This window comes from Acinetobacter sp. YH12255, from assembly GCF_013417355.1.
Classification (GTDB): Bacteria; Pseudomonadota; Gammaproteobacteria; order Pseudomonadales; family Moraxellaceae; genus Acinetobacter; species Acinetobacter pseudolwoffii.
This window is the reverse complement of the sequence record NZ_VPEC01000008.1, coordinates 16,189-41,529: the sequence shown is the minus strand read 5'-3', so window position 1 is coordinate 41,529 and position 25,341 is coordinate 16,189. Positions and strand designations below refer to the sequence as shown.

Genomic DNA, 25,341 nt, shown 5'->3' with positions numbered 1-25,341 from the left:
ATAATCGATCTTATGCTTATTTCTTGCAGATTTTACAATTCATCAAATAAAGCAGTAAATTATGGAGAAACATCTTCATATTATTCTGGGCATGATTTGTTACATTTTCCACATCGAAATAAATACAGTCCTGTTAATGGACACGGAGTGATGACATGAAACTCAACGCACTTTTAATGAGTACAGTTTTAGCTGCTGGTTCAATGATGGCGGTAAATGCACATGCAGACAGTACAGCACGTGTTGCAGCAGCAAGTGCCTTAGGTAGTGTTGCAGGTACAGCCCTAGGTAAAAACATGGGCGGCAATACTGGCGCTACACTTGGCGCAGCCTTAGGTGGTGCAGGCGGCGCAGCAGTGGCAAGTAGCAAAAAGAACCGTACTGAATCTGCAATCGGTGGTGCTTTGGGTGGCGGTGCAGGTTATACCGTAGGTAAAAACATGGGCGGCAGCAATGGCGGTTATATCGGTTCAGCCTTGGGTGCTGCCGGTGGTGCTGCATTAGGTAACAAGATTTCCAAAGACAAAACTGCAGAAAAAGCCAAATCACGCCACTACAAGAAAAAACGTCATTACCGTTATAACTGATCAATGCGTTAGACCTCAGACATTCGTCATTAAGAGCACCTTCGGGTGCTTTTTTTATGCTTTTCAAACACAGTCAAATTCATGTAATACATAAAATTATTCACTCAAAATCATGAATAAATTAAGGAGATAAAAATCACAATTCGTCAACACGGCCTTCATGCTGTTTGACGCTTGCTAGATTAAATTGATCTTATCAACAAATACAGCTAGATATACGAAAAGGTGTACTCATGAACTATAAATCTCTAATGATCGCTGTTGTAGCAACCTCAGCCATGGGTATGACAGCAGCCAATGCCGGTAATACCACCAATACAGCTTTAGCTTCAGCACTTGGTGGTGTGGTTGGTGCAGCCGTGGGTAATAAAATGGGTGGTACAACCGGTGCAACCATCGGTTCTGCGATTGGTGGTGGTGCTGGTGCAGCTGTTGCGGCAAACAAACGTGACCGTAATGGTGCGATTATCGGTGGTGCCCTCGGTGGAGGTGCGGGTTATGCAGTCGGCCGAAACATGGCGGGTACCAATGGCGGTTATATCGGTGCAGCACTAGGTTCTGCGGGTGGTTCAGCACTGGGTAAAAAAGTCAGTGAGGATCGCCGTTATGATGACCGCTATGACCGTCGCTACAGTTCAAAAAACTACCGCACGAATGACTATCGTTACAACAACCGTCGTCGTTAAGGCTGCACTCTCTAAGCTTCCCTCCTTAAATAAGCATCTTCGGATGCTTATTTTTTTGCCTGTTATTTTCGTTTACACTTATATCGATTTTTTTCGATATACAAATACAATGCAAAGTCGTATGCTTTTAGTCATGTCTATTTAAGAGTAATACGATGCGTACACTTAACGATACCCGGTTCTCTATCCTCGAACTGGTTCCTGTTCGTGACGATAAGACTATTCAATTCGCGCTGAACCACGCGCTGGAGCTTGCCCAGGCAGCAGAACAACTAGGTTATAGCCGAATGTGGCTGGCAGAACATCACAATATGGATGGCATTGCCAGTTCAGCCACAGCCGTTCTTTTAGGCTATTTACTGGCGAACACCAAAAGCTTAACTTTAGGCTCAGGCGGGATTATGCTCCCGAATCATGCGCCGCTGGTGGTGGCTGAGCAATTCGGAACTTTAGCGACCTTATATCCAGATCGTGTTGAACTCGGTCTGGGCCGTGCTCCTGGAACTGACCAGATGACCATGCGTGCCCTGCGCCGTGGCCGTCAGGAAACTGAAGATCAGTTCCCGCAAGATATTCTGGAAATTTTGCAATATTTTAAAGATCCAGAGCCGAATCAGCGTATTGTTGCGACTCCCGGTCAAAGCACGCATGTTCCGGTCTGGCTACTCGGATCGAGTCTGTTCAGTGCACAACTTGCAGCAAAACTTGGCCTGCCTTATTCTTTTGCTTCACATTTTGCCCCGCGTATGCTCGGTCAGGCGATTCAGCTGTATCGTGAAAACTTCGAGCCTTCCGAATATCTGGAACGTCCTTATGTCTCAATGGGTGTCCCAACCTGTGTGGCAGATAGCGATGAAGAAGCAGAATACCTCGCGACCAGTGCCTATCAGCGGGTTTTGTCATTGATTCGTGGTCAGACCTTAAAACTGAAAGCGCCGATAGATTCAATGGACGGTCTATGGTCACCTGCCGAGAAAATGTCGGTTGATAATTTCTTTGCCATGGCACAGGTCGGCTCCAAAGAAACTGTGAAAGCTGGGCTGGAATCACTTTTAGCCAGATATGATGTTGATGAGTTTATCTTCACTTGTGACATCTATGACACTGACAAGCGTCTGCATAACTTTGAGCTGTTGATGCAGCTTAAAAACGGGCAATAAATGAAAGCGACATCTACCTATTCTCAGCAATGGGTAGATGTTGTATAACTTTCAAATAAAATAGCAACAACCTGTTTAACGCCTTCATCCAAACTTTTTCTATTCATTCTTCTCTCTTACTTAACACCACCGCTTTTTAATCATATTTATCTCCCCTGACTTAGAAAAAAATAAGCCGCTGTATTTCTGTCAAATAGATGACTGTCTAAGTTAAATTTTCTCCTTTACCCTGCTTCTGGTTTTTGTTTATATCTAGGACAAAGAAAATCAATTATTAAATAAATTCAAGGAAGTCTAATGGCCACCAAGCAAGATCTACACGCTGGCATTTTTGAAAATCATCCCGAACATTTCCAGCTGTTTACCGGAATAAATATCGCTTCTTCCGAGCTTATGAAACTGGATTATTCAAACAAAGATATTGCAATTATTGGCACAGACCAGTTTACCGTTACCCAGCTGGATAAAATTAGTCAACATGCCGGTTCGGTGAAAGTTTTTCAGATTAATCCTGCTTTTGTGCTGCCAGGGTCAGACCGCATTCTGCAACGCATTATTAATCATCCTTTAATTGGAAAAAATCGCCGTCTATTTAACAACCGGATTAAGAGTCTGCTTTCCCTCAGATTTCTGGAAAATCAGGTACAAAACCTGTGGCTAAGACGCCAGTTAATGCCAAATCTTGCATCTTCTCCTAACACCTATCTCAAGTCAGATCATTATTATGCCGCGCTACAGCGGGAAAATTGTCAGCTGATTACCTGGCCAATCCTAAAAATTACTGAAAACAGTATTTGCTGTATCAATGGAGATCAGCATCAGGTCGATATTATTATTCATACTTATTTAGCAGAAGAATAAGCTACGTTGGCAACTCAACATGAAAAATTGATGAAATCTAGAACTCTACACCCAGGATTAATAGTGTACTTATTCAACAAATTGATTAAATAACGCTCTTTTGTATTTTTAATTATGATACTTGATATTTTTTAAATTTATAAAAATCATATATTATTTCTATAAATAAGCACTTATTGGTATTTTTTAGCTATAAAACAGAGCCAAATCAAAGTTTGGCTCTGTTTGGCTTTTTAGCCAATTCGACGTTTTAAACCCGTCATTTGCAAGACACGTGTCGAGATTTCTTCAATCGACATTTCAGAGACATTCAGGTACTTGATTCCTTCCGAAATGTAGATTCCTTCAATGGCACGCAGCTCCATCTGGCACTGGCTAAAGCTGGCATAACGACTATTGGCCTTACGTTCAGTGCGAATCGCGACGAGACGGTCTGCATCAATCATCAGACCAAACAGCTTGTTTTTATGCGGACGCAGTACCGCTGGCAAGCGATTATCGTCCAGATCTTCTTCTGTTAGTGGATAGTTGGCCACCCGAATACCAAATTGCAAAGACAAATAAATAGAGGTAGGTGTTTTACCCGAACGCGACACCCCAATCAGAATCAGATCGGCTTTATCATAATGACGCGTACGCGCGCCATCATCATTGTCCAAGGCAAAATGTACCGCATCGATACGGGCTTTATAGGAGGCAGTATCAGTCACCGCATGGGTTTGACCGACTAAAGTTGTAGGCAACACCTGCAACTCATCCGACAACTTACTGATAAGCCCTTCAAATACATCAAGATTTATGGCATTTGCGGTATTAATAATCTCCCGCACATAAGGGTCGACTAAAGTATCAAAAACCAGTGGTTTTTCACCGTCTTGCAGAGCACGCGCATTGATCTCTGCAACCACACTGGTTGCGGCTTCTTCAGAGCTAATATAAGGGATAATATGAATGTCAAACTTTACATTTGGAAACTGCGCTAATAGTGAGTGTCCAAGCGTTTCAGCGGTAATTGCCGTGCCATCCGAGATAAAGAAAACACTACGCTGAATTTGTTTACCTTCTGACATTAAAATTCTCCTCCACCATTTGTCTTAGTGCTATATAATCTTTATAGTAAACCGATCTTACATGACTGTCGCTTAGTAAAATCAAAAACCTAGATGATTTGCTATACTCTCATGCCAAGATAGTGATTAATACTGCAAAAGTGGAGTAACAACTTTGGAAGCGCGCGTAATTGGTCTGGAAAAATTAGGGAAGCACGACGTTGAACTCGTGGGTGGGAAAAACTCATCCTTGGGCGAAATGATCAGCCACTTATCCAATGCTGGTGTATCGGTGCCAGGTGGCTTTGCAACTACAGCTGAAGCATATCGTGAATTTCTCGAGCAAAGTGGCCTAAACGCTAAAATTAATGCAGAGCTTGCAGCACTAAATGTGGATGATGTGAATGCTCTTGCTGAAACCGGTGCAAAAATCCGCCAATGGATTGTGGATACTCCACTTACCTCTGAATTAGAACAAGAAGTTCGTACAGCATTTGCAGAACTTTCTAACGGCAACCCTGATATCGCGGTTGCCGTTCGTTCATCAGCGACAGCAGAAGATTTACCAGATGCTTCTTTTGCTGGACAGCAAGAAACTTTCTTGAATATTCGCGGTATTGATAACGTGCTTATCGCGATCAAAGAAGTTTTTGCATCTTTATATAATGACCGCGCAATTTCTTATCGTGTCCATCAAAACTTCGCGCATGACGTGGTTGCCCTTTCAGCAGGAATCCAACGTATGGTTCGCTCTGAAACGGGTGCTGCAGGTGTGATGTTTACCCTGGACACTGAATCAGGCTTCCGTGATGCAGTGTTTATTACCGCGTCTTATGGTTTGGGTGAAATGGTCGTTCAAGGTGCAGTCAACCCTGACGAATTCTATATTTCTAAACCGCTGTTAAATGCAGGCCGACACGCGATTTTACGCCGCAACTTGGGTTCTAAACACCAGAAGATGATTTATGGTGAAGAAGCTTCTGCAGGTAAATCAGTGGTTGTCGTAGATGTAGAAAAAGCTGAGCGTCAACAGTTCGCTCTAAACGACCAAGAACTCCAAGAACTTGCCAAACAAGCGCTGATCATTGAAAACCACTACGGTTCTCCAATGGACATCGAGTGGGCAAAAGATGGCGATGATGGAAAAATCTACATCGTTCAGGCACGCCCTGAAACAGTAAAAAGCCGTGAAAATGTCGGCACCATGGAGCGCTATCTCCTCAAACAACGTGGTACTGTGATCTGTGAAGGTCGCTCAATCGGTCAACGTATCGGTTCTGGTAAAGTCCGTATCGTGACTTCAATCAAAGAAATGGACAAAGTACAAGACGGTGACGTGCTGGTATCTGACATGACTGACCCGGATTGGGAACCAGTGATGAAACGTGCTGCTGCGATTATTACCAACCGTGGTGGTCGTACCTGTCATGCTGCAATCATTGCACGTGAACTTGGTGTTCCTGCGATTGTAGGCTGTGGTAATGCCACTGAAGTACTGGTTGACGGTCAGGAAGTGACTGTGTCTTGCGCTGAAGGTGATACGGGCTTCATCTATGAAGGTGCGCTGGATTTCGAAATCCAAACCAACTCGATCGAATCAATGCCTGCTCTTCCGTTCAAAGTCATGATGAACGTCGGTAACCCGGATCGTGCATTCGACTTCGCGCAAATTCCAAACGAAGGGATTGGTCTTGCACGTTTAGAATTCATCATCAACCGTATGATCGGTGTGCATCCTAAAGCATTGTTGAATATTGACAGCTTGCCACGTGAAACACGTGCTGCTGTGATGGCGCGTACTGCTGGTTATGCTTCTCCAATCGAGTTCTATGTAGAAAAACTGGTTGAAGGTATCTCTACTCTTGCTGCTGCATTTGCAGATAAACCAGTGATCGTGCGTATGTCTGACTTTAAGTCAAATGAATACGCAAACTTGATCGGCGGTAAGTTGTACGAGCCAGAAGAAGAGAACCCGATGCTGGGCTTCCGTGGTGCAAGCCGCTACGTGTCTGACAACTTCCGTGACTGCTTCGAGCTTGAATGCCGTGCATTGAAAAAAGTTCGTGATGAAATGGGCTTAACCAACGTACAGATCATGATTCCATTTGTGCGTACTGTGGCTGAAGCAAAACGTGTGATCGAGTTATTGGAATTGAACGGTCTTAAACGTGGTGAAAATGGTCTTAAAGTGATCATGATGTGTGAATTACCAACCAACGCATTGTTGGCCGATCAATTCCTTGAACACTTCGATGGTTTCTCTATCGGTTCAAACGACCTGACCCAGCTAACGCTTGGTCTAGACCGTGACTCTGGTATCGTATCGCACTTGTTCGACGAACGTGACCCTGCTGTAAAAGCGCTTCTTGCTCTTGCAATCCAGGCATGTCACCGTGCAGGCAAATACGTGGGTATTTGTGGTCAAGGTCCTTCAGACCATCCTGATCTTGCGAAATGGCTCATGGAACAAGGCATTGAGTCTGTATCTTTAAACCCGGATTCAGTCCTGGATACCTGGTTCTTCCTAGCTAAAGAAAAAGTGGCAACTGCATAATAGATTTTAAATAAAAAAAGACCCTTTCGCAGGGTCTTTTTTTTATGGGATGAATATTCTTTTATATTTCAAAATGCTCTTCTAAAAGTTTTAAAAATATAAGTTTTTGTATTTTGTTTCTCCACATTCAAATTGTAATGACAAACAAATGCCAACAGTAAAATCATTTTTAAAGGGCAATAATTAAAGCGAATCGGATATGTTGAATGATGCACTCAAACCACCCGATCCTTGTTACACTGTTTTTGATTTGAAGCATTTTCTTCATAAATAGGATTGAAAATACTCAATTTATCTATAATCTTAACGATAAGATGGTGTTTGTTTTCAAAATAGAATTCAATACAATCTTAATTCAACCTATTATCAGTTCAAATTTATATATTGAGATTCAGTCTATATGCAGATTTACTTGGCACGAAACAATCAACAAGCTGGTCCATATACGCTCGAGCAATTAAATCAAATGCTTGCCAATCAGCAAGTCATGCTAACTGATTTGGCATGGCATCAAGGCATGGCAGAGTGGAAAGCTTTAGGTGAGCTTACCCAGGGAAAATCGGTATATCAACCTGAGGGTTATGTCGCACCAACCGCAACACCTGACACGCCTTTCCAGAACAACCCGCCTATAACAGTGTCTGGTACGCAACCACGCACCCAAGCAACTACGCAAAAAAATACACTTGCCAGTATTCCCAGCCGTATTCTGGCCAAAATTGTAGACGTGTTACTCTGGTTACCAGCGACTTTTATTCTGACTGGATTCTTCACCCCTGAACAGGAAGTCCGCTTTGCAGAATTGAACCAAGAGTTCATGAATGTGATACTCAACAGTGATGCTGATCCTACCATGGCGCAGCAACTGCAAACCCAGATGTTTGAGATGTTTTCTCAACAAGCCTGGATTGCAACTGCGGTCTATTTACTGATCATGCTGGTGATTCAAGCCTACCTTATTGCCAAATCTGGGCAAAGTATTGGCAAAAAAATGACGAAAATCAAAATTGTAGATGCTGAATCTGGTGAGAAAATTAGCTTATTACGTGCCTTCACCATTCGTAGCGTATTCTTTATATTTCTGAATATCATCTTCATGCCCTTGAGTTTAATGATTGACTGGGCCTTCGGATTGGGTAAAAAACGTCAGACCCTACACGATAAACTGGCAAAAACTCAAGTGGTAAAACAATAATTTTGAATCACTTAAAATGGGATGATATTCATCCCATTCTTTCTTACATAACTTTGAAATTGAAATAAAATTCCTATAAATATTCCTAAATCCCGAGCAACAAAATCGGTTTTTATTACAGGCATTTAAAGCGGCTTTAGATATAGCTTAGTTCGTCAATCTCAGGCATAATGCCCTACAACGTAGCGGTGTATTATGATTAATAGGATGTTTTGTAAAAATCAGCCTTTTTCGTCATGTGCACTTTAATCGCTATCCCATATTAAATTAGGGAATGGGACTCTTCACCGAGGTTGTAAAATGAGACAAACGATTTTAGCTGTATTGTCTTTATCTGCGATGACTGCACTCTTGACCGGGTGTGGTGGTGATATGGTACTTCTGAACTCTAAAGGTCCAGTTGCAGCAGGTCAAAGTAACCTGATGATGACTGCGATTTACTTAATGCTGTTGGTGGTTATTCCATCAATCATCATGGCATTATGGTTCGGTTGGAAATATCGTGCATCGAATAAAGACGCAGACTATAAACCTACATGGACACACTCTACTGCGATTGAAATTGTGGTATGGGGTATTCCTGTCATTATTATTGGTATTTTAGCTTGGTTAACTTGGTGGGGTTCCCACAAGTATGACCCATACCGTCCAATTGAAGCAGATAAAGCACCATTAACTGTTCAAGTTATTGCTGAACAATTTAAATGGATCTTCATCTATCCTGAGCAAAACATTGCAACAATTAACGAATTGCGTTTCCCAGAGAAAACTCCGGTAAGTCTTCGTATCACGTCTAACTTCACGATGAACTCTTTCTTCATCCCGGCGTTAAGTGGTCAGATTTATGCAATGGCAGGCATGCAAACTCACCTTAACTTCTTAGCTGATGAAACGAGTCCAGCTGAAGGTTATCGTGGTTTCTCTTCAAACTATTCAGGCTATGGCTTCTCACAAATGCGCTTCCGTGCACATTCTGTGACTGATGCTCAATTCGCTGAATGGGTTGCTGCAGTTCAATCAGGTAATGGTACTTCAGTAAATCCTGTTGCAGTTCAAAAAACTGTTTTAGACCAAGCTGAATTTGCGACCTTACGTGACGGCAACCGTTCACAAAAACAAATTGATGCAATGGTTCGTAATGCAAGAACAGATTTAGAGAAACGACTTGCTGAAACTGCACAAGCAGAAGGCCCATATAAGACTCAGCCACATCCTGTGACTTATTATTCTTCTGTCGAGTCTGGTTTGTTTGAATCTGTGATTCACAACTATATGAGTAACTACCACGGTGCTGATCATACAGCTCCTGTAGAAGCTGCAGCGACTGATGCTGTTGCTCAGGAAGCATCTGCTTCTGAAGCTCATGTAGCAGGTGAACATGCGACTGCTTCTCAAGGAGAATAAGACATGAGCTTCTTAGGTAAGTTAGGTCCAGATGCAATTCCTTACGATCCAATCGTATTGGCAACTGTTGCAATGATGATCTTGGGTGCTATCGCAGTTGTTGCTGGTATTACCTACTTCAAAAAATGGGGCTACTTGTGGAACGAATGGTTCACATCTGTAGACCATAAAAAAATTGGTATCATGTATATCTTCGTATCTGTGATCATGCTGGTGCGTGGTTTCGCCGATGCGATCATGATGCGTCTTCAGCAGTTCCTTGCAAAAGGTGGCGGCGAAGGTTATTTACACCCTGAGCATTACGACCAGATCTTTACCGCGCATGGCGTGATCATGATCTTCTTCGTGGCAATGGGTCTTGTAGTTGGTTTAATGAACATCTCTGTGCCGCTTCAAATCGGTGCACGTGACGTTGCATTCCCATTATTGAACTCACTCAGCTTCTGGTTATTTGCCGGCGCTGCGGGTCTGATGATGGTTTCACTTGCGTTAGGTGAATTCGCTGCAACAGGCTGGATGGCATACCCTCCACTGTCAGGTATCGAATATTCTCCAGGCGTAGGTATGGACTACTACATCTGGGCACTGCAAATTTCAGGTCTAGGTACGCTATTAACGGGTGTTAACTTCTTTGTTACCATCATCAAAATGCGTGCGCCTGGCATGAAACTCATGGAAATGCCAATCTTTACCTGGACATCTTTATGTACAGCAGTATTGATTATTGCGGCTTTCCCGGTGTTGACTGCAACAATTGCAATGCTAACGCTTGACCGTTACTTCGATTTCCACTTCTTTACAAATGACCTGGGTGGTAGCCCAATGTTGTATGTAAACCTGATTTGGACTTGGGGTCACCCAGAAGTGTATATCTTGGTATTACCAGCATTTGGTATTTACTCAGAAGTTGTTGCGACTTACTCGCGCAAAGCATTGTTCGGTTACAAATCCATGGTGTATGCAACAGTAGCAATCACAGTATTGTCATTCGTTGTATGGGTTCACCACTTCTTTACTATGGGTGCAGGTGCCAACGTTAACGCGTTCTTCGGTATCATGACCATGATTATTGCGATTCCTACAGGTGTGAAGATCTTCTCTTGGTTGTTCACCATGTACAAGGGTCGTATTGTTTACACTACCCCAATGCTATGGACACTTGGCTTCCTTGTGACTTTCGGTATCGGTGGTTTAACAGGTGTATTGATGGCGGTTCCACCAGCGGACTTCCTGGTACACAACTCTTTATTCCTGATCGCTCACTTCCATAACGTAATTATTGGTGGTGTAGTATTTGCGATGTTCGCAGGTATCATCTTCTACTGGCCGAAAATGTTCGGTTGGAGACTGAATGAAACTTGGGGTAAAGCAGCATTCTGGTTCTGGTTCTTCGGTTTCTACTTTGCATTCATGCCACTTTATATCCTTGGTTTCATGGGTATGACTCGTCGTCTGAATACATTTGACAACCCAGATTGGGACCCATATGTAAATATCGCGATGTTCGGTTCAGTTCTTGTTGCACTTGGTATCGTATGTTTCGTTATGCAAATCGTGGTTGGTTTCTTACAACGTGACCAACGTCTAGATTTGACTGGCGACCCATGGGATGGCCGTACGCTTGAATGGTCGACATCTTCTCCTGCTCCGTTCTATAACTTTGCTCATCTTCCAAAGATCAATGGTATTGATACTTTCTGGGTTGAGAAAGAAAATGGTGTTGCATATGCAAAACCAACGAAGTATGAAGATATCCATATGCCAACGAATCGTGCTGCTGGTTTCGTTATCGCGATGTTCATCACTGTAATGGGCTTCGGTTTAATCTGGCACATCTGGTGGTTAGTAGTTGTTACGTTCATTGCTTCTATCATTAGCTTCATCGTGTCTTCTTTCACCAAGAAAGTGGATTACTATGTTCCTGCTGCTGAAGTTGAGCGTATTGAAAACGAACGCTATGCGATTCTTGAAAAACACTTGAAGAAGGACTAAGACAATGGCTGAAGTACTTCATCACGATAACCACGGACACGATGAGCATCATCACGATGATACTGACATCACCGTCTTTGGTTTCTGGACTTACTTGATGAGTGACCTTGTCCTGTTCGGTACACTCTTCATTGCGTTCGCTGTTTTAAGTAGCCACATTCCTGTGGGTACTCCAAGTGCGAGAGACCTGTTTGGCGACTCTTTAGGTTTCGTTCTGACTGAAACCTTCGCTCTCTTGATCTCTTCTGTAACCTTTGGTTTTGCAGTTCTTGCTGCATACAAAAAAGACGTTGCAAAAGTACTGACTTGGTTAGCGATTACTTGGGTATTCGGTGCTATCTTCATCGGCATGGAACTATATGAGTTCAATCACTTAGTTCATGCGGGTCACGGTCCAAGCACAAGTGCGTTCTTATCTGCGTTCTTTACCTTGGTAGGTACGCACGGTATTCACGTAACTTCTGGTCTGGTCTGGATGATCGTGTTAATGGTTCAAATCAAGAAATATGGTTTGACTCTTGCAAACACGCGTCGTCTAGCTTGCCTAAGCTTGTTCTGGCACTTCCTTGACATCGTTTGGATCTGTGTATTCAGCGTAGTTTACTTGATGGGAGTTCTGTAATGAGTCACGATCACAACTCAGCTGGTGCATCACACGGTAACGTTAAGCAATATACAATTGGCTTCGTACTTTCTGTCATCCTTACCGTAATTCCATTCGGTATGGTGATGGCAGGCGGTTTTGAACGCGGTATCTTGATTGCAGTAATTGCGATTACTGCGGTTGCTCAGATTCTTGTGCAGTTAATTTACTTCCTGCATATGAACTCTTCTTCAGAGCAACGCTGGAACGTGATTGCGTTCGTGTATACCATCTTAACCATCGCTATTCTTTTAGTAGGTTCTGTATGGATCATGAATTACCTACACTACAACATGATGATCTAAACTGGTCGTCATGTTGAAAAAGTATTTATTCCTGACTAAGCCAGGAATTCTCTTCGGTAACTTTGTTACCACTTTGGGTGGCTACTTCGTAGCCACTCAAGGTTCTGTAGATTTCCTTCTCCTGCTTATTACCCTTCTCGGTACTACGCTTGTCGTAGCATCAGGATGTGTGGTCAACAACGTGATTGACCAGGACATCGACCAAAAAATGCAGCGCACACAAAATCGTGCTCTGGTCATCAAAACCATCTCTGAACCTGTTGCCCTGGCTTTTGCTCTGGTCTTAGGCCTCATTGGTTTTAGCATTTTATGGTTCTGGGTAAATGCGTACGCTTTTCTTTTCGCGGTGATTGGTTTTGTTGTATATGTTGGTTTCTACAGCCTATGGACAAAACGAACCACAATTCATCAAACTGTAGTCGGCAGTATTTCTGGTGCAGCTCCGCCTGTCATTGGTTATACCGCTGTGGCCAATCAATTTGACCTGGGTGCATTACTGATCTTTTTAGGTTATGCGTTGTGGCAAATGCCTCACTCATGGGCAATTGCGGTTTACCGCTTTGATGATTACAAAAATGCAGGCATTCCCATTTTGCCTGTGGCGCGCTCGATTCATCGTACCAAGATCGAATCACTTTTGTATGTGGTGTTATTCACCCTGACCATGAATGCATTATTTGTATATGGCTATGCCAATTGGTTGTATGCAGTCATTTTAAATCTATTGTGCATTTACTGGTTGTATATCGGTGTCATTGGATTTAAAGCTGAAAATGATCAGCTTTGGGCAAAGAAATATTTTCTGTTCTCTGTCATCCTGATTACCGTGATCAGTATTGTATTTAGCTTTACTTCAACTGCGCCATCTACACAGATAGTGTTTTTTTAAAAAGATAGAGAGTTCGCCTCTATCTTTTTTTATTTTGATTTTATCCCCCCACTCCGAGCATCTGTTTGCAGAATCAAAATTTCAGCTTTAAGCGCTCGTCCCCTCCTTTCTTATCTTCTGTGAAATTCACTCATTTTTGTTTTAGAGTCACATTCATAGGTTTAGGCCAATTCCTGCCTAGAAAGAGTCGGTTGATATGATCAACAGTATATTTAATAAATTTAAGCAGTTTAAGCCTGATTAAAAATATAACGATTTTTTGATAAGAGAATCTGGCAATAGATATAATTTCACAAAAATGGCTTATCTGGTTGAAATTATCCTCGAAAATCTCTACAATTCACCCTTCGCAAACACTGCGACACAACCTTGGTTGTGACTCCTTGCTTCAATTTACTTAAATTGGGGCTGTCCAAACCGTAAGGAGCTGACAATGCGTCATTACGAAATCGTACTTTTAGTACACCCTGATCAAAGCGATCAAGTCGTTGGTATGGTAGAACGCTACCTAACTCACATCAAAGAAGCTGAAGGTCAAATCCACCGTCTTGAAGACTGGGGCCGTCGTCAATTGGCTTACCCAATCAACAAGATCCACAAAGCTCACTACATTCTTATGAATGTTGAGTGTGGTCAGACTACTCTTGATGAGCTTGAAGAATTGTTCCGTTATAACGATGCAATCATTCGTAGCCTTATCATCCGTCGTGAAAACGCAATCACTGAAGAGTCACTATTGGCGAAAAGTGCTGAAGAAAAACGTGCGCGTAAAGCTCAACGTGAAGAAGCACAACACGCTCAAGACTCTGCTGAAGCTTAAGGAGAACATAACATGGCACGTTTTTACCGTCGTCGCAAGTTCTGCCGCTTTACAGCTGAGAACGTTACGTACATCGACTACAAAGATATCGACACTTTAAAACAGTACATCACTGAAAATGGCAAGATTGTTCCTAGCCGTATTACAGGTACTAAAGCTCGTTACCAACGTCAATTGGCGCTAGCTATTAAACAAGCTCGCTTCTTGTCTTTGATCCCTTACACTGACAATCATAAGTGAGGTTGAGCTGTGGATATTATCTTATTACAACGCATTAAAAACCTAGGTAAACTAGGCGATAAAGTATCAGTTAAAGCTGGTTATGGCCGTAACTTCCTTATCCCACAAGGTATGGCAGTTGCTGCAACAGAATCAAACACTGCTGCTTTTGAAGCTCGTCGTGCTGAACTTGAGAAAGCTGAAGCTGATGTTTTAGCTGCTGCTCAAGCACGTGCTGACCAATTGAACGAAGTAAATATCGTAATCACTGCGAAAGCTGGTGACGAAGGTAAACTATTCGGTTCTATCGGTACTCGTGACATCGCTGACGCGTTGACAAATGCTGGTCTAGAAGTAGACCGTGCAGAAGTACGTCTTCCAAATGGCGCACTTCGTCACACTGGCGAATTTAACATCGCAATCCAATTGCACCATGATGTTACTGCAGAAGTTCTGGTTACTATCGTAGCTGAGTAATTTCTCGCCTCAAAAAGAGCATGCGAAAGCATGCTCTTTTTTTATCTATAAAAAAATGACAGGTATCTCCTGCTTAAAAATTATTTTATTACCCATACAAATGAAAATTTACCCTTCGCATTTGATTTCAGAACGCGTATGATTTCATGTCGTAATGAATAAAAGCTATTCATCTCCGATAATGTTTAACCATTGTATTTAAAATCAGGGATTTATATGTCACAGGCGAATGCCAGCAAAAAGCCGACCAGCGCTAATATCGAAATCAGTACTGAGAACAGCAATCTCAAGGAATTTCGTACTCCACCGCACAATTTAGCGATTGAACAAGCCGTACTTGCTGCATTAATGACCGTTGCCGAATCTTTTGAACAGGTCGGTGATGTGCTGACTGAAAATGATTTTTATGCGACCCGACATAAATATATTTTCCGCGCCATTGATCAACTCTCTAAAGAAAACTCACCTTATGATGCGGTACTGGTGCATGACTGGCTGATCAAGCAGAATTTACTGGATGCGATTGGCGGTGAAGAATATCTGATGCAGCTCATGGCAGACTCGCCATCGAGTTTCTACAACCTGGAAACCTATGCAGGCAAAATTAAAGAATTCTCGACCCTGCGCAACATGATTAAAGTCAGCTCTGAAATTTTACAAAATGCCTATGACACCAAAGGCCGTACCGTCAGTGAAATTTTGGACTTGGCTGAAACCAATATTTTCTCGATTGCAGAACAGCATAATAATAATGCCAAGGCGCAAGGGCCTAAACCGATTAACTCTGTCGTTGCCGATGTTTTTGATAAATTGAATGAATTATCACAAATGGAAGGTAGCATTACCGGTCTAACCACAGGTTTTGTGGAACTGGATAATAAAACCTCAGGCATGCAATCCGGCGACCTGATTATTGTCGCGGCGCGTCCGTCCATGGGTAAAACCACCTTTGCCATGAACCTGGTCGAAAGCGTTTTATTTAATAACAACCTGCCGGCGCTGGTCTATTCCATGGAGATGCCAGCGGATTCGATTGCCATGCGTTTGATTTCATCGTTTGGCCGTGTGCATCAGGGGCATTTACGTGCCGGTAAAATGGACAGTGATGAATGGTCTAAAGTGACCAGTACCATTGTGCATTTACAGGAAAAAAACCTGTATATCGATGATTCCTCTGCCCTGCCACCAACTGAATTACGTTCCCGTGCCCGTCGTATTGCCAAAATGCATGGTGGCAAACTCGGCTGTATCATGGTCGATTATCTTCAGTTGATGAAAGTACCCGGTATGGGCGACAACCGTGTCGGCGAGATCTCGGAAATTTCACGAAGTTTAAAAGCCTTAGCCAAAGAAATGCAGTGCCCTGTGATTGCACTTTCCCAGTTAAACCGCGCCCTGGAAAACCGCCCCAATAAACGCCCGGTGATGTCCGATTTACGTGAATCCGGTGCAATCGAGCAGGATGCCGATTTGATCATGTTCATTTACCGCGACGAGGTTTATAACAAGGAATCAAAGGAAGCCGGCACTGCTGAAATTATTATTGGTAAGCAGCGTAACGGCCCGATTGGTACGGTACGTCTGGCTTTCGAAGGTCAATATACCCGTTTTAGTAATCTCTCACCTGAGTTTTATGCTCAGTATGATGATGAAGAGTAAACAAGCTCAATCATCAGATTTCCATCGTCCCTCCAGGAGTAATTTAGGGTGCGCCAAGCTACCGTTTATATTGACAGTGCAGCACTGCAATATAATTTAAACCGTGTCAAACAACTTGCCCCAACCGCTAAAATCGTCAGTATGGTCAAAGCCAATGCTTACGGACATGGAGTTAAAGACTGCCTGGCAGCCTTAAGTGCAAGCGATGCTTTTGGTGTCGCATGCTTACAAGAAGCCCTGGAAATTCGTGAACTGGGTTATCAACAGCCGATCACGCTCATCGAAGGTGTTTTTGTTGCAGACGAAATGCCAATCGTGATTGATCAGAATATTGAAGTGATTGTGCATCAGCAGGCACAGGTCGATTGGCTCTTGGCACATAAAGATGCTTATATCGCCAAAGACCTGAAAGTCTGGGTCAAGCTGAATAGCGGGATGAACCGTCTTGGCTTTAAAATTGATGTAATCAAAGACGTGATCAATCAACTCAAAGCTGAAGGTTTTACTTGTGTTTTGGCGATGCATTTTGCCAATGCCGATGCTGATCACCCGCTGAATGATGAACAAATCCGTCAATTCTTAGAAATTAAAAATGACTGTGCACCATTGATGGGTTCATGCTGTAACTCAGCAGCCATTTATAAATATCCAGAATTGCATTTTGATTTTGTCCGTCCCGGGATCATGCTTTATGGCGCGACTCCATTTGCAGATCGTGATGTGCATGATCTGGATTTAAAACCAGTCATGACCTTTACTGCCGAAGTGATTGCGCTCAACCATATCAAGGCAGGTGAGCATGTCGGTTATGGTTCAACATTTACAGCTGAGCAAGACATGACACTTGCGATTGTTTCAATTGGCTATGGTGATGGCTACCCTCGTGCTTTCCCGAAACAGAACTATGTGGCGATTAATGGCCAGCAAACGCGTGTCATTGGTCGTGTAGCAATGGATATGATCGCGATTGATGTAACTGCGATGCAGGTAAAACCTGGTACTCAAGTCGAACTTTGGGGGAATACCCGTTTGGTCGATGATGTTGCTGAAGCCAATGGCACCATTGGTTATGAACTGTTATGCAGACTCAGTCATCGTCCGCTACGTAAAGTTATTTGAGTTGATCCTCAGAGCCAAAAAAGTCCAGTAGAAGTTGGGCTTTTTATTTAAGCTGATTTTTGTTCTTCAGCCTGCTCTAAACTCAATTGCTCTAATAAAGCATCGACATGATGTTGCTGAAAGGCAAAAGGATTAAAGTCATTAAATCCCATGTCCTGACAGAATTGCTGGATTTGACTGCGTTTAGAAATATACTTCATCGACCAGTCGGGGAAACTCGGATATTCGATTTCCTTGGTCTCAAACAATTTAATATCATGATGGCGAGGATCTTTATTGAGTCTCTCGAGCAGCAGACTTTTTAAGGTTAAACACTCACCTTCCAGACATTGAAAAAAATAACCATCGGCAAAATACAGCACGCCTGTGACTTGATAGCGATGATTAAAATCACGTGCTTCTTTCAGGATATTGGTCAGATCTTCAAGCAAATCAACTTTAGAAGACGTACTTTTACTGGCGTAACAAAATTGGTACATGCGCTAACTTATCTATTTTTATTATGCTGGTGCACAGAAGTTCATACTGTACGCGAAAAAACTGAACCAGAATACCTTTTACAGAAAATATTCATTCGATGGAACAGGTAGCGCTGCCAGTCCTTTTTTCAAGGTGTCTGACCATTGCCGGCTGATCGACGTGAAATATTCATCATCTTCGGCAATACGTTTACCCCTCGGCATCATTAAACTGTCTTTTTTATACACCAGCACATCGAGTGGCATACCGACCGATACATTGGAACGTAAGGTCGATGCAAATGAAATGAGCGAACAACGCAGAGCTTCATCCAGCGGCATATCATAAGTCAAGGCGCGATCCAATATCGGCTTGCCATATTTACTCTCGCCAATCTGGAAATACGGCGTATCCCGCGTGGCACAGATAAAATTTCCTTGCGGATACACATGATAGAGCTGCATATCCTGATCTTTAAGTTGCCCCCCGACCAGCAGATTGCAATAGTAATTGCTTTGTTCCGAAATATCGCTCGTAACATTCGCAATCACTTTTTTCAGCATACTTCCAACCAGCTCAGCGACATCAAACATGGTGTGCAGACTCAAGATATTGGGTTCCTGCTTCAGTTCGAGCTGATTTTTGATACGCCCAATTACGGCTTGTGTTGTGGCCAGATTTCCGGAGGCCTGTATGACGATCATACGCTCCCCAGGAATACCAAAGGTATACAGTTTGCGAAAGACAGAAATATGATCTACTCCGGCATTGGTCCGTGTATCACTAATAAAAAGCATACCTTGCTCTAAACGTAGCGCACAACAATACGTCATTCTTTTGTCCTTATTAACATCCTAGTACCTGAACAATGGAATGCATGGATTCCACTCCGCCCTTCTCCCTCACACCGCGTACCGGTGCTACATCCCAATAATCCCGCCCAATGGCCACATAAATATGCGAGCTTGGACTAAACAGCAGATTACTCACATCAAAACAATACCATGTCTGCTCTACAAACACCTCTGCCCAGGCATGACTGGCCAGATGTGAAGCATTTTGTGCATATAAATAGCCAGAAACATAACGGGCAGCTAAGCCCAGATATTTACACATGGCAATGAAAATATGACTATGATCCTGACAGACCCCCTGACGTGCTTCAAAGGCATCTATGGCAGAGCCTTGCACTGAGGTGCTATTGGAAATATAAGGGACATGTTCTAGCAAGGCCTGTGCCAGTTCAATCAGACGTTGACGGCTTAATGCAGGGACATGAGCTTGTGCAAAATCTTTCATTGCTGCATTACATTGCGTTGATTCGGTTGGCTGTAAAAAAATATTGGGATTGATTGAATCATTCAGTCCAGTCTGATGCGCGGGATTCAGCTCGACAATCCCTTGCGCCATGATCGTTAAGGAATAATAAGGTTCACGCTGGTTACAGGTCATCCACAGATTATGAAAGGCATCTTTTCGGATTTCTTTATTCCCCGGTACACTAATATCCCAGGAATGCACCCGTTGATGCGCATTGCTCGAAGGCATCATTTTGATGTACTGAATACTGTTCCTCACCTCAGCTGTATACATATAATGCGTTTGGTGATTCACCATCAATTTCATACATCTGCCTCAAACAGTTGATGGATATGGTCGCTAAACTGATAGAACTGAATCCGGTTCGGTTCTGTACGCAACTGTTCCCAGTATTGCTCCAGGTCACCCCAGCCCATTTCCACTAGAATTCTGACTACATCATCGATCTTGCACAGTGTCGTACTGGTTTCTTCACCGAGTCGTAACTGATGATCGAGCTGTTCGACACATTGTCCCAGGCTAAAGAACAGAAAAATATCGGCAGATTCAGCTTCCAGAATATCTTCACATTCAGTCACCACTTCACAAATATAACCAGCATTTTTGTCTGCAGTTTTGATCAGTTTCATTAGTTCTGCATAGCCTGATGCAGACAATACTCCGCGTAGTTCCTGAATATTATCTTTAGCCACTTTAAACTGCTGGCTAAAAGATGCGGTCTGAGTTGAATCTAGTACCAATTCATTTAAGGAACTGGCATCAAAAGCGGGTAAACAAAAAGCATGGGCATAGGCCACAGCTGCTTCGTCTTCTAAAAATGGAAAGCGCGCACATAAAAAATGAGTGCGAGATAAATAACGCCCTAACCAAAAAATATGTTGTGCATTGCTATTCAGCAAAACCATGACATTTTCCTTCTTTGGAATATTATGAATGTAAATTGTCGACTACCCAGGTATCTTTAATACCGCCACCCTGTGATGAATTCACCACCAGTGAACCGGGCTGCATCGCTACACGTGTCAAGCCACCCTGCACAATTTCAGTACGGTAAGGCGAGCTTAAGACAAATGGGCGCAAGTCAATATGACGTTCAGCAATACCAAAATTGGTCAAAGTCGGACTAACCGATAAGTCCAAAGTTGGCTGCGCAATATACAAATGCGGCGCAGCTAAAATTTTCTCCCTGAAAAATTCAATTTGCTGTTTCGAAGCCTGTGGCCCAATCAGCATGCCATAACCACCCGAACCCTGAGCTTCTTTTACCACCAGCTGGTCCAGATGGGCCAACACATAGCTTAAATCTTGCTGATTACGACATTGATACGTCGGAACATTTTTTAGTATTGGCTGTTCACCCAAATAAAAATGAATCATTTTATCGACATATGGATAAATCGATTTGTCATCTGCGACACCTGTACCCGGTGCGTTGGCAATCAGGACATTATTTTGTAAATAAGCTGACATTAAGCCAGGTACACCCAGGGTACTCTCCGGTTTAAAGCATAATGGATCGAGATAAGCATCATCGACCCGTCTATAAATAACATCGACTCTTTGGCGACCACGTATAGTTTTTACATAAACCTTCGAGTCATCAACAAAAAGATCACGTGATGTTACCAATGGTACATTCATTTCTCTTGCGAGAAAGGCGTGCTCATAGTAAGCACTATTAAAACGCCCTGGCGTCAGCACTACGACAAAGGGTTTGTCGACATGGGCATTTTCGATCAGGATTTCTTTTAAAAGCTGGGGGTATTGCTCAATTCCAGCAATCTTGGACTGTTCAAATATTTTCGGCATCAGCTTTTGGCTAATCTTACGGCATTCCAGCATATAAGAGACACCCGATGGCGTTCTAAGATTGTCCTCCAAGACATAAAATTTGCCCTTGGAATCACGTATTACATCAATGCCACTAATCTGGCTATAAATCCTGCCTTTCAGGCTATGTTGATACATATGCGGCTGATAAGCCTCATGCGTCAAAATCTGGAGTTCAGGAATGATATTGGCTTTTAAAATATCCTGTTGATGATAAATGTCATGTAAAAACAGATTCAGTGCGCGCACGCGTTGTGCCGACCCCAGAGCCACCATATTCCACTGTTTGCGGTCAATCACTCGTGGAATGATATCGAAAGGAATGCTTCGCTCTACCCCCTCTTTATCTTCGTAAACCGTAAAGCTAATGCCATGATGTAAAAAATGTTCTTTTGCCACCTGATTCAGAGCATTCAATTCATCCAGCGTGTGTTGGGATAACCATTCTTCCAGTCTTTGACTTGCCTGACTGGACATGACTTGCTCATCCTGCATTTCATTAAAGAATTTTGAAGACAACTGTTGAAATAAAAGTTGTGGATTTGCTGTAGTCGATACCGTTGCTGTTTTAGCCTCTATAAAATTTTTCCCAAGATTTTGGGAACTAAAATTATCAATTTTTTCAATTACATTTGTATCCCGATTTCCTTTAAGCATACAAACCTCGTCTTATCATCTATTATAATTAAATCAAAGCAATATCCATGCCATTGAACCTATATTGCAACTACTATTAATCTAATAAATGCACCCTGAACTCAATGCCATTTCTTACCAAGTTGTTTTTAGTTTGTAGGACAATTGTTGCGCAGAAAGACTTGCGAAAAAATGAGAGTTTTTTTATTGTGTTAGTCTAAGCCTAAATCCCATCCTCTTTATCGCCAGCAAAATAAATTATGTCAGCACAAGAAAAAGAAACCTCGAATAGCCTGTATCGCCAATGGCAAATCTTGTCGCGTCTTTCTACCGGCAAATGGATGGGAACACGTGAATTACAGGAAATCTTGAATCGCGAAGGAATTGATATCAGCCTGCGTACCATTCAGCGTGACCTGAACCAGATTGCGCAGCGCTTTCCAATCGAAAGCAGCAAGACCACACCACAAGGCTGGCGTTGGCGCTCAGATGCACCGCTGCAAAGCTTGCCGCATATGACCAGCTCACAGGCGGTCACCTTTATGATGGTCGAAGAACATTTAAAACATTTGCTGCCACCGAGCCTGATCGAAGAAATGAATCCCTGGTTTGATCTGGCACGCCGCAGTCTGTCCTCGCAAAACAATGTCCGCCAATGGATTAATCGGGTACGGATTGTGCCAGCCACCCAACCGCTCATTCCACCGTTCGTGGATAAGACTGCACAGCAGGCGGTATATGAAGGCTTGTTGCAGGACAAACAGCTGGAATGTGTCTATCAGGGCCGCGGTCACAACAGCGAAGAAAAGACTTATATCCTCAATCCACTGGCTTTGGTGCAAAAAGGCTCCATCATTTATCTGGTCTGTACCCGTCATGACAAATCTGATATTCAGACCTTTGCCCTGCACCGTTTTAAATCGGCAGTAGTTCTCAATTCACGTGCCCTGCATCCGGTGAATTTTGATATTGATGACTATATCGATTCTGGTGCATTGGGCTTCCGGGTGGATTTCAATCACCCTACTGAAAATGTCATGCTAAAACTGAGCATGTCGGAATCGGATGCACATTATTTTGAGGAAAGTCAGCTCAGTAAAGATCAGAAGATTGAAAAACTGGACAATGGTATGTCGCTGATTAGTGCAACGGTTCCTTTTACTTCACAACTGGTGTGGTGGCTGCGCAGCTTTGGTAAAAAGATTAAACATATTGAACCCAGTATGGTGTCCAATGCAGTTAGCCAGATGGATGAGGAAAACCCTTAACCAAATGGATTTCATTCAGCTTTAATAATTCCAGAATAAAAAAATCCCCAGATTGGGGATTGGAGAATTATGCTTGTATTTTTATGATTGTTCTGGTGGTCTACCGCTGTACCAACCTGCTTTTCTCTAATACCCCGAAATGCAGATTGGATGAAACCTCAATATTTAAACAGAACTGAGACATGAGCAAGCCAGTTCGGCATTATTAAAGCGAATGGATTTTTTTGTCATGGTTTATAACTCCTGTATGGGTGATAAATCGACTATAAAAGCATTCACTCTGCCTGTGAAATAAATAGAATATATGTGCTTTGCATATTTTTTCTATAGGAATTTTTCCGCAAAATTTATCTGCAATTGCTACTGATTGATTGCCTGTCTGGGTATGATTTTTGGCAAGTTTATAAAATTGAATAACAATTCTATGCTTGCATAAGATACCTGGCTCTGCACATCATAAAGCCCTATAGAAGTAGAAATAGGGACTTAATTTTACAATGGCTAACCCTGCTCAATTAGTACGGCACAAGCTGCTCAATACTTTCTTTTCTCGCCATTCAGTCTGGTTTGCCTGCATTCTGATTGCAGTGATTTTTACCACATTCCATATCGGTTATTCGCCGCGTTATATCTATTATTTTATGCCGCAAACTTTGGTGAATACCCTGTGGATTCTGAGTATACTCCTGAGCCTGTTGGGTTTGTATGATGTACTGCAAAACAAGCATTCTATTCTGAAAAACTACCCCATCATGGGACATTTCCGCTTTATCTTCGAAGAATTTCGTCCGGAGATTCGTCAATATTTTATTGAAGCCGACCGCGATGCACTGCCCTTTTCCCGTATGCAACGTAGTCTGGTGTACCAGCGGGCGAAAAATGAAAATTCAGATAAACCTTTCGGTTCAATTCTCAATGTCTATGAAGACAATTATAGATTTGTCAGTCACTCTTTGACGCCATGTAAGGTGGCCGATCCACAAACTTTCCGTATCCTGATCGGCAATGAGCAATGTACACAGCCCTTCTCTGCTTCCATTTTAAATATTTCAGCCATGAGCTTTGGCAGTATGAGTGCCAATGCAATCCGTGCGCTGAATCTCGGCGCTCAAAAAGGTGATTTTTTCCATGATACCGGTGAAGGCAGTATCAGCCCCTATCATCTTGAATATGGGGGCGATCTGGTCTGGGAAATTGGCAGTGGTTATTTTGGCTGCCGTACCTTAGATGGACAGTTTGATCCGGAACGCTTTGCGGCACAAGCCAAATTACCGCAAGTAAAAATGATTGAAATCAAGTTATCACAAGGGGCTAAACCCGGACATGGCGGTATTTTACCTAAAAGCAAGATCTCGGAAGAAATTGCCCAAATCCGGGGCATCAGCCGTGAACATGATTGCGTATCACCCTCTAGTCATCCCGCCTTTAGCACCCCGATTGAAATGATGAATTTCATCCAACGATTACGTGAACTTTCCAACGGAAAACCGGTCGGATTCAAGCTATGTCTGGGGCAGCCCTGGCAGTTTATGAGTATGGTCAAAGCCATGCTGCACACCCAGATTTATCCCGATTTCATCGTCGTCGATGGCTCTGAAGGTGGAACGGGCGCTGCACCCATTGAGTTAATCGACTTTGTCGGTGCACCCCTAAGAGAAGGTTTACTATTTGTGCATAATACCCTTGTTGGTGCAGGTTTAAGAGATAAAATCAAAATTGGTGCAAGTGGTAAAATTATTAGTGCATTTGATATTGCCAGCACGCTCGCGATTGGGGCAGATTGGGTGAATTCGGCACGTGGTTTTATGTTTGCCGTCGGCTGTATTCAGGCTCAAAGCTGTCATACCAACCAGTGTCCTGTCGGTGTCACCACACAGGATAAAGATCGTCAAAAGGCCTTACATGTGCCCACCAAAGCAGAGCGCGTATTTCATTATCATAAAAACACCTTACACGCCTTGTCTGAACTGATTGCTTCTGCAGGCCTGAAACACCCTTCGGCGATTAAGGCACATCACTTGGCACAACGTGTGAATAATCACGAAATAAAGAACTTTGCGCAGATTCATTTTTGGTTGAAAGAGGGAGAATTATTATCCTGTGAAAATAAGGATGAGGAGAACTTCTACTTCCGGATGTGGAACCTGGCTAAACTGGATAAATTTTAACTCAATACAGTTAAATTAGAAAAGGCGTTTAATCAAACGCC

The 25,341-nt window shown here is 42.8% G+C and carries 24 protein-coding genes; 18 read left to right on the top strand and 6 right to left on the bottom strand.

Going from position 1 to position 25,341, the window contains the following annotated elements; genetic code table 11:
* Positions 1 to 155: 155 nt before the first annotated feature.
* The 4 genes from FTV30_RS05120 to FTV30_RS05105 all read left to right on the top strand — a co-directional run bounded on the left by FTV30_RS05120 (position 156) and on the right by FTV30_RS05105 (position 3,294).
* Positions 156 to 587, top strand: a complete 432-nt coding sequence (locus tag FTV30_RS05120) for a glycine zipper 2TM domain-containing protein (RefSeq protein ID WP_005097225.1) — start codon at positions 156 to 158, stop codon at positions 585 to 587.
* A 233-nt stretch (positions 588 to 820) separates the two neighbouring features.
* On the top strand, positions 821 to 1,273 hold the full coding sequence (locus tag FTV30_RS05115; RefSeq protein WP_005097226.1) for a hypothetical protein: 453 nt from the start codon (positions 821 to 823) through the stop codon (positions 1,271 to 1,273).
* 155 nt (positions 1,274 to 1,428) lie between these two features.
* Positions 1,429 to 2,433 (top strand): LLM class flavin-dependent oxidoreductase, encoded by a 1,005-nt coding sequence (locus FTV30_RS05110; protein ID WP_100355348.1) that lies wholly within the window; start codon positions 1,429 to 1,431, stop codon positions 2,431 to 2,433.
* A gap of 297 nt (positions 2,434 to 2,730) precedes the next feature.
* Positions 2,731 to 3,294 (top strand): hypothetical protein, encoded by a 564-nt coding sequence (locus tag FTV30_RS05105; RefSeq protein ID WP_005097230.1) that lies wholly within the window; start codon positions 2,731 to 2,733, stop codon positions 3,292 to 3,294.
* Positions 3,295 to 3,527: 233 nt separating this feature from the next.
* Here FTV30_RS05105 and FTV30_RS05100 read toward each other — a convergent pair whose 3' ends face one another.
* The gene (locus FTV30_RS05100; protein ID WP_180001139.1) at positions 3,528 to 4,364 is read right to left on the bottom strand and encodes a pyruvate, water dikinase regulatory protein; all 837 of its coding nucleotides are present in this window, start codon (positions 4,362 to 4,364) and stop codon (positions 3,528 to 3,530) included.
* A 154-nt stretch (positions 4,365 to 4,518) separates the two neighbouring features.
* On the opposite strand from FTV30_RS05100, the gene ppsA reads away from it, so the two are divergent.
* The 12 genes from ppsA (at position 4,519) to alr (ending at position 17,619) form a co-directional block, all read left to right on the top strand.
* On the top strand, positions 4,519 to 6,897 hold the full coding sequence (gene ppsA, locus FTV30_RS05095) for a phosphoenolpyruvate synthase (protein ID WP_005097232.1): 2,379 nt from the start codon (positions 4,519 to 4,521) through the stop codon (positions 6,895 to 6,897).
* Between the two features lie 400 nt (positions 6,898 to 7,297).
* The gene (locus FTV30_RS05090) at positions 7,298 to 8,092 is read left to right on the top strand and encodes an RDD family protein (RefSeq protein ID WP_180001138.1); all 795 of its coding nucleotides are present in this window, start codon (positions 7,298 to 7,300) and stop codon (positions 8,090 to 8,092) included.
* Between the two features lie 300 nt (positions 8,093 to 8,392).
* Positions 8,393 to 9,496, top strand: a complete 1,104-nt coding sequence (gene cyoA, locus FTV30_RS05085; protein ID WP_005097235.1) for a ubiquinol oxidase subunit II — start codon at positions 8,393 to 8,395, stop codon at positions 9,494 to 9,496.
* 3 nt (positions 9,497 to 9,499) lie between these two features.
* The gene (gene cyoB, locus FTV30_RS05080; protein ID WP_074383225.1) at positions 9,500 to 11,488 is read left to right on the top strand and encodes a cytochrome o ubiquinol oxidase subunit I; all 1,989 of its coding nucleotides are present in this window, start codon (positions 9,500 to 9,502) and stop codon (positions 11,486 to 11,488) included.
* 4 nt (positions 11,489 to 11,492) lie between these two features.
* Complete coding sequence (gene cyoC / locus FTV30_RS05075) at positions 11,493 to 12,110, top strand: cytochrome o ubiquinol oxidase subunit III (RefSeq protein ID WP_005097238.1); 618 nt, start codon at positions 11,493 to 11,495, stop codon at positions 12,108 to 12,110.
* Positions 12,110 to 12,436, top strand: coding sequence for a cytochrome o ubiquinol oxidase subunit IV (locus FTV30_RS05070; RefSeq protein ID WP_005097239.1), 327 nt, complete (start codon positions 12,110 to 12,112; stop codon positions 12,434 to 12,436). Before cyoC ends, FTV30_RS05070 begins: the two co-directional genes overlap by 1 nt.
* A 10-nt stretch (positions 12,437 to 12,446) precedes the next feature.
* Complete coding sequence (cyoE, locus tag FTV30_RS05065) at positions 12,447 to 13,325, top strand: heme o synthase (protein WP_005097240.1); 879 nt, start codon at positions 12,447 to 12,449, stop codon at positions 13,323 to 13,325.
* Positions 13,326 to 13,758: 433 nt separating this feature from the next.
* Entirely contained in the window at positions 13,759 to 14,145 is a 387-nt protein-coding gene (rpsF, locus tag FTV30_RS05060; RefSeq protein ID WP_004278789.1) for a 30S ribosomal protein S6, read from the top strand.
* A 12-nt stretch (positions 14,146 to 14,157) separates the two neighbouring features.
* The gene (gene rpsR / locus FTV30_RS05055) at positions 14,158 to 14,385 is read left to right on the top strand and encodes a 30S ribosomal protein S18 (RefSeq protein ID WP_005097242.1); all 228 of its coding nucleotides are present in this window, start codon (positions 14,158 to 14,160) and stop codon (positions 14,383 to 14,385) included.
* 9 nt (positions 14,386 to 14,394) lie between these two features.
* Complete coding sequence (gene rplI / locus FTV30_RS05050) at positions 14,395 to 14,841, top strand: 50S ribosomal protein L9 (RefSeq protein WP_004645413.1); 447 nt, start codon at positions 14,395 to 14,397, stop codon at positions 14,839 to 14,841.
* A 216-nt stretch (positions 14,842 to 15,057) separates the two neighbouring features.
* Positions 15,058 to 16,500, top strand: coding sequence for a replicative DNA helicase (gene dnaB, locus FTV30_RS05045; RefSeq protein WP_180001137.1), 1,443 nt, complete (start codon positions 15,058 to 15,060; stop codon positions 16,498 to 16,500).
* Between the two features lie 48 nt (positions 16,501 to 16,548).
* Positions 16,549 to 17,619 (top strand): alanine racemase, encoded by a 1,071-nt coding sequence (alr, locus tag FTV30_RS05040; protein WP_100355351.1) that lies wholly within the window; start codon positions 16,549 to 16,551, stop codon positions 17,617 to 17,619.
* Between the two features lie 47 nt (positions 17,620 to 17,666).
* On the opposite strand, the gene FTV30_RS05035 is transcribed toward alr, so the two are convergent.
* From FTV30_RS05035 to FTV30_RS05015, 5 genes are all read right to left on the bottom strand, one after another.
* The gene (locus FTV30_RS05035; protein ID WP_100329597.1) at positions 17,667 to 18,098 is read right to left on the bottom strand and encodes a BLUF domain-containing protein; all 432 of its coding nucleotides are present in this window, start codon (positions 18,096 to 18,098) and stop codon (positions 17,667 to 17,669) included.
* 78 nt (positions 18,099 to 18,176) lie between these two features.
* A complete protein-coding gene (locus tag FTV30_RS05030; protein WP_180001136.1) occupies positions 18,177 to 18,911 on the bottom strand; it encodes a proteasome-type protease in 735 nt (244 codons plus the stop codon).
* A gap of 13 nt (positions 18,912 to 18,924) precedes the next feature.
* Positions 18,925 to 19,704, bottom strand: coding sequence for a transglutaminase family protein (locus FTV30_RS05025; protein ID WP_074383227.1), 780 nt, complete (start codon positions 19,702 to 19,704; stop codon positions 18,925 to 18,927).
* On the bottom strand, positions 19,701 to 20,303 hold the full coding sequence (locus FTV30_RS05020) for an alpha-E domain-containing protein (RefSeq protein ID WP_005097250.1): 603 nt from the start codon (positions 20,301 to 20,303) through the stop codon (positions 19,701 to 19,703). Before FTV30_RS05020 ends, FTV30_RS05025 begins: the two co-directional genes overlap by 4 nt.
* A 22-nt stretch (positions 20,304 to 20,325) precedes the next feature.
* Entirely contained in the window at positions 20,326 to 21,885 is a 1,560-nt protein-coding gene (locus tag FTV30_RS05015; protein ID WP_180001135.1) for a circularly permuted type 2 ATP-grasp protein, read from the bottom strand.
* Positions 21,886 to 22,124: 239 nt separating this feature from the next.
* On the opposite strand from FTV30_RS05015, the gene FTV30_RS05010 reads away from it, so the two are divergent.
* Together FTV30_RS05010 and FTV30_RS05005 are read left to right on the top strand one after the other, a co-directional pair.
* Positions 22,125 to 23,132 carry a YafY family protein gene (locus FTV30_RS05010; protein WP_005097252.1) on the top strand — a complete coding sequence of 336 codons (1,008 nt, stop codon included), beginning with the start codon at positions 22,125 to 22,127 and terminating at the stop codon, positions 23,130 to 23,132.
* Between the two features lie 497 nt (positions 23,133 to 23,629).
* On the top strand, positions 23,630 to 25,300 hold the full coding sequence (locus tag FTV30_RS05005) for an FMN-binding glutamate synthase family protein (RefSeq protein ID WP_005097253.1): 1,671 nt from the start codon (positions 23,630 to 23,632) through the stop codon (positions 25,298 to 25,300).
* The last annotated feature ends 41 nt before the right edge of the window (positions 25,301 to 25,341 follow it).

What these genes read in the sequence shown, in the direction of transcription:
- FTV30_RS05030 (WP_180001136.1), bottom strand. Translation starts at nt 18,911, where the DNA reads ATGACGTATTGTTGTGCGCTACGTTTAGAGCAAGGTATGCTTTTTATT.
- cyoE (WP_005097240.1), top strand. Translation starts at nt 12,447, where the DNA reads ATGTTGAAAAAGTATTTATTCCTGACTAAGCCAGGAATTCTCTTCGGT.
- FTV30_RS05105 (WP_005097230.1), top strand. Translation starts at nt 2,731, where the DNA reads ATGGCCACCAAGCAAGATCTACACGCTGGCATTTTTGAAAATCATCCC.
- FTV30_RS05010 (WP_005097252.1), top strand. Translation starts at nt 22,125, where the DNA reads ATGTCAGCACAAGAAAAAGAAACCTCGAATAGCCTGTATCGCCAATGG.
- rpsR (WP_005097242.1), top strand. Translation starts at nt 14,158, where the DNA reads ATGGCACGTTTTTACCGTCGTCGCAAGTTCTGCCGCTTTACAGCTGAG.
- FTV30_RS05035 (WP_100329597.1), bottom strand. Translation starts at nt 18,098, where the DNA reads ATGTACCAATTTTGTTACGCCAGTAAAAGTACGTCTTCTAAAGTTGAT.
- FTV30_RS05100 (WP_180001139.1), bottom strand. Translation starts at nt 4,364, where the DNA reads ATGTCAGAAGGTAAACAAATTCAGCGTAGTGTTTTCTTTATCTCGGAT.
- cyoA (WP_005097235.1), top strand. Translation starts at nt 8,393, where the DNA reads ATGAGACAAACGATTTTAGCTGTATTGTCTTTATCTGCGATGACTGCA.
- FTV30_RS05025 (WP_074383227.1), bottom strand. Translation starts at nt 19,704, where the DNA reads ATGAAATTGATGGTGAATCACCAAACGCATTATATGTATACAGCTGAG.
- FTV30_RS05070 (WP_005097239.1), top strand. Translation starts at nt 12,110, where the DNA reads ATGAGTCACGATCACAACTCAGCTGGTGCATCACACGGTAACGTTAAG.
- cyoB (WP_074383225.1), top strand. Translation starts at nt 9,500, where the DNA reads ATGAGCTTCTTAGGTAAGTTAGGTCCAGATGCAATTCCTTACGATCCA.
- FTV30_RS05005 (WP_005097253.1), top strand. Translation starts at nt 23,630, where the DNA reads ATGGCTAACCCTGCTCAATTAGTACGGCACAAGCTGCTCAATACTTTC.
- dnaB (WP_180001137.1), top strand. Translation starts at nt 15,058, where the DNA reads ATGTCACAGGCGAATGCCAGCAAAAAGCCGACCAGCGCTAATATCGAA.
- FTV30_RS05120 (WP_005097225.1), top strand. Translation starts at nt 156, where the DNA reads ATGAAACTCAACGCACTTTTAATGAGTACAGTTTTAGCTGCTGGTTCA.
- cyoC (WP_005097238.1), top strand. Translation starts at nt 11,493, where the DNA reads ATGGCTGAAGTACTTCATCACGATAACCACGGACACGATGAGCATCAT.
- rpsF (WP_004278789.1), top strand. Translation starts at nt 13,759, where the DNA reads ATGCGTCATTACGAAATCGTACTTTTAGTACACCCTGATCAAAGCGAT.
- FTV30_RS05110 (WP_100355348.1), top strand. Translation starts at nt 1,429, where the DNA reads ATGCGTACACTTAACGATACCCGGTTCTCTATCCTCGAACTGGTTCCT.
- FTV30_RS05020 (WP_005097250.1), bottom strand. Translation starts at nt 20,303, where the DNA reads ATGGTTTTGCTGAATAGCAATGCACAACATATTTTTTGGTTAGGGCGT.
- FTV30_RS05015 (WP_180001135.1), bottom strand. Translation starts at nt 21,885, where the DNA reads ATGCTTAAAGGAAATCGGGATACAAATGTAATTGAAAAAATTGATAAT.
- FTV30_RS05090 (WP_180001138.1), top strand. Translation starts at nt 7,298, where the DNA reads ATGCAGATTTACTTGGCACGAAACAATCAACAAGCTGGTCCATATACG.
- FTV30_RS05115 (WP_005097226.1), top strand. Translation starts at nt 821, where the DNA reads ATGAACTATAAATCTCTAATGATCGCTGTTGTAGCAACCTCAGCCATG.